This is a genomic window from Hydrogenivirga sp. 128-5-R1-1, assembly GCF_000171895.1.
In genome coordinates, this window is record NZ_ABHJ01000193.1 from 1 (window position 1) to 1,957 (window position 1,957).

Annotated in this window: 3 protein-coding genes and 1 pseudogene; all 4 read right to left on the bottom strand. The window is 34.0% G+C overall.

What is annotated here, in order from left to right:
* Positions 1-28: 28 nt before the first annotated feature.
* Complete coding sequence (locus HG1285_RS03455; RefSeq protein ID WP_008288865.1) at positions 29-367, bottom strand: DUF190 domain-containing protein; 339 nt, start codon at positions 365-367, stop codon at positions 29-31.
* A 10-nt stretch (positions 368-377) separates the two neighbouring features.
* Entirely contained in the window at positions 378-752 is a 375-nt protein-coding gene (gene crcB / locus HG1285_RS03450; RefSeq protein ID WP_008288866.1) for a fluoride efflux transporter CrcB, read from the bottom strand.
* Positions 753-1,718, bottom strand: a complete 966-nt coding sequence (fbp, locus tag HG1285_RS03445; RefSeq protein WP_008288867.1) for a class 1 fructose-bisphosphatase — start codon at positions 1,716-1,718, stop codon at positions 753-755. It lies immediately after the preceding gene.
* Between the two features lies 1 nt (position 1,719).
* A pseudogene (locus tag HG1285_RS19865) lies at positions 1,720-1,957 on the bottom strand (6-carboxyhexanoate--CoA ligase); the annotation flags it as partial.

Below are 1,957 nucleotides of genomic sequence, written 5' to 3' on the forward strand. Positions count from 1 at the left end.
AGATTATCTAATAATTTTTGGGTTTTGTTTATGATTTATCATACACATATTTAATCACATGGACTTTTTCAAGGGTTACGAGACCATTTTTTATGTATTTTTCTATTTCAGGAATTAATTTTTTAATTTTTTCTTCTCTATCTACAGCTTCTATTACAACAGGTAAATCTCCGGAGAGGGTTAATAATCCTGCTGCATGTATTCTGCTGGAAGCACCATATCCAAGTATTCCCCTTAAAACTGTAGCTCCAGCTATATCATTTTCCCTCATAATCTCAACAAGTTTCTTATATGCCAGCTTTCCATCTATTCTGTCATTTTCGCCTATAAATATTCTAAGTAAATAAGCCTCTCCCTCTATTTTCATAATAAGCTCCTTAGGACAAACTTTTTGCCAGAATTAAACCACCTATTCCTGCAGCTATAGATAGTCCATTATTCAGTAAAATATTTAATATACTTTTAAAATATTCCCCATCCTGCATTAAAGCTATAGTTTCATAGGAAAATGTTGAAAAGGTAGTAAAAGCCCCTAAAAATCCTACTGCAAAAAACATTCTCCATAAAGGATCTATACTTAGCTTTTCAAGGGTTATAACTGTAAAAAACACAAGGATAAATGAGCCGATTACATTTACAGTCAGAGTTCCTGCAGGGAATTCAAGTCCGGAATATTTGTTAACAAAGGACGAAACAAAAAATCTAAAGAGAGCCCCAAGGGCTCCACCTAACATAATAGCCAGATATTGCATTTATCCTATAAACTCCATTAATTGATTAATTTCTTTTGGACTTCCAAGGAAAACAGGGGTTCTTTGATGGATATCTGTAGGTTTTATCTGGAGTATATCAATTTCTCCGTTTGTTGCTTTTCCGCCGGCCTGCTCTATTAAAAATGCCATTGGAGCAGCTTCATAAAGAAGTCTGAGTTTTCCGTTTGTGTTTTTCTTATCTGCAGGGTATCCAAATATTCCACCCTTTATAAGTGTTCTGTGAACATCGGCTACCATTGAACCTATATATCTTGTTGTATAGCCTTCTTCTTTTAGTGTTTCTATATAATCAATAAGTTTAGGCTGTGTCCATTTTTTAGCATTTGCTTCATTTATAGAATAGATTTTTCCTTTTTCTGGAATTTTCATATCAGGATGGGAGAGTAAAAACATACCAACAGAAGGATCTAATGTAAATCCGTTAACTCCATTTCCTGTAGTCAGGACAAACATTGTGGAAGAACCGTAAATAATATATCCTGCTGCAATCTGTTTATAACCTTCTTGTAGAAAATCATCAATTGTTCCTGTCACTTTTTTATGAATGGAAAAAATTGTCCCGATACTAACGTTAACGTCTATATTTGAAGAACCATCTAACGGGTCAAAAGAGATGACATATTTTCCATCAACTCCTTTTGAAGGAAATATAGGTTCATCTAATTCTTCTGAAGCCAGTGCATAGAACTGCCCACAATCTGATAGATGATTAATCAGTATTTCATTGGAAAGTTCATCAAGTTTCTGGACTTCTTCACCCTGAACATTAACTTTTCCTGCTTTTCCCAGCACATCTGCAAGTCCTGCCATTCTAACATGGGAAGCTATAACTTTAGCTGCAGCTTCTATGGCCATGAGTGCCATAGATAATGAACCGGTTGCTTTTGGAAATTTTCTTTCTTCTTCTAAAATAAATCTGTTTAAATCAATCCCTATCTGTGTCATTTTACCCCTCTGCCTCTTTTCTATACTGTTTAAATTTTATTACAGCCTGTTTATTTTTTAAATTGGAATATATATGATGAAAATCTAAAACCGGTAAATATGATTTTATAAGCATTTTTATAAGCTCGCATACAGTTTCATCTCCGGCGACGCATTCATTCATCATATCTACAAGTAAGTCTTCCAGGGATACTACATTTATAATCTGACCATCAACCTCAATCTGATTAAAAGAACCT

Coding starts and splice junctions, on each gene's coding strand:
- crcB (WP_008288866.1), bottom strand. CDS start 752: ATGCAATATCTGGCTATTATGTTAGGTGGAGCCCTTGGGGCTCTCTTT.
- HG1285_RS03455 (WP_008288865.1), bottom strand. CDS start 367: ATGAAAATAGAGGGAGAGGCTTATTTACTTAGAATATTTATAGGCGAA.
- fbp (WP_008288867.1), bottom strand. CDS start 1,718: ATGACACAGATAGGGATTGATTTAAACAGATTTATTTTAGAAGAAGAA.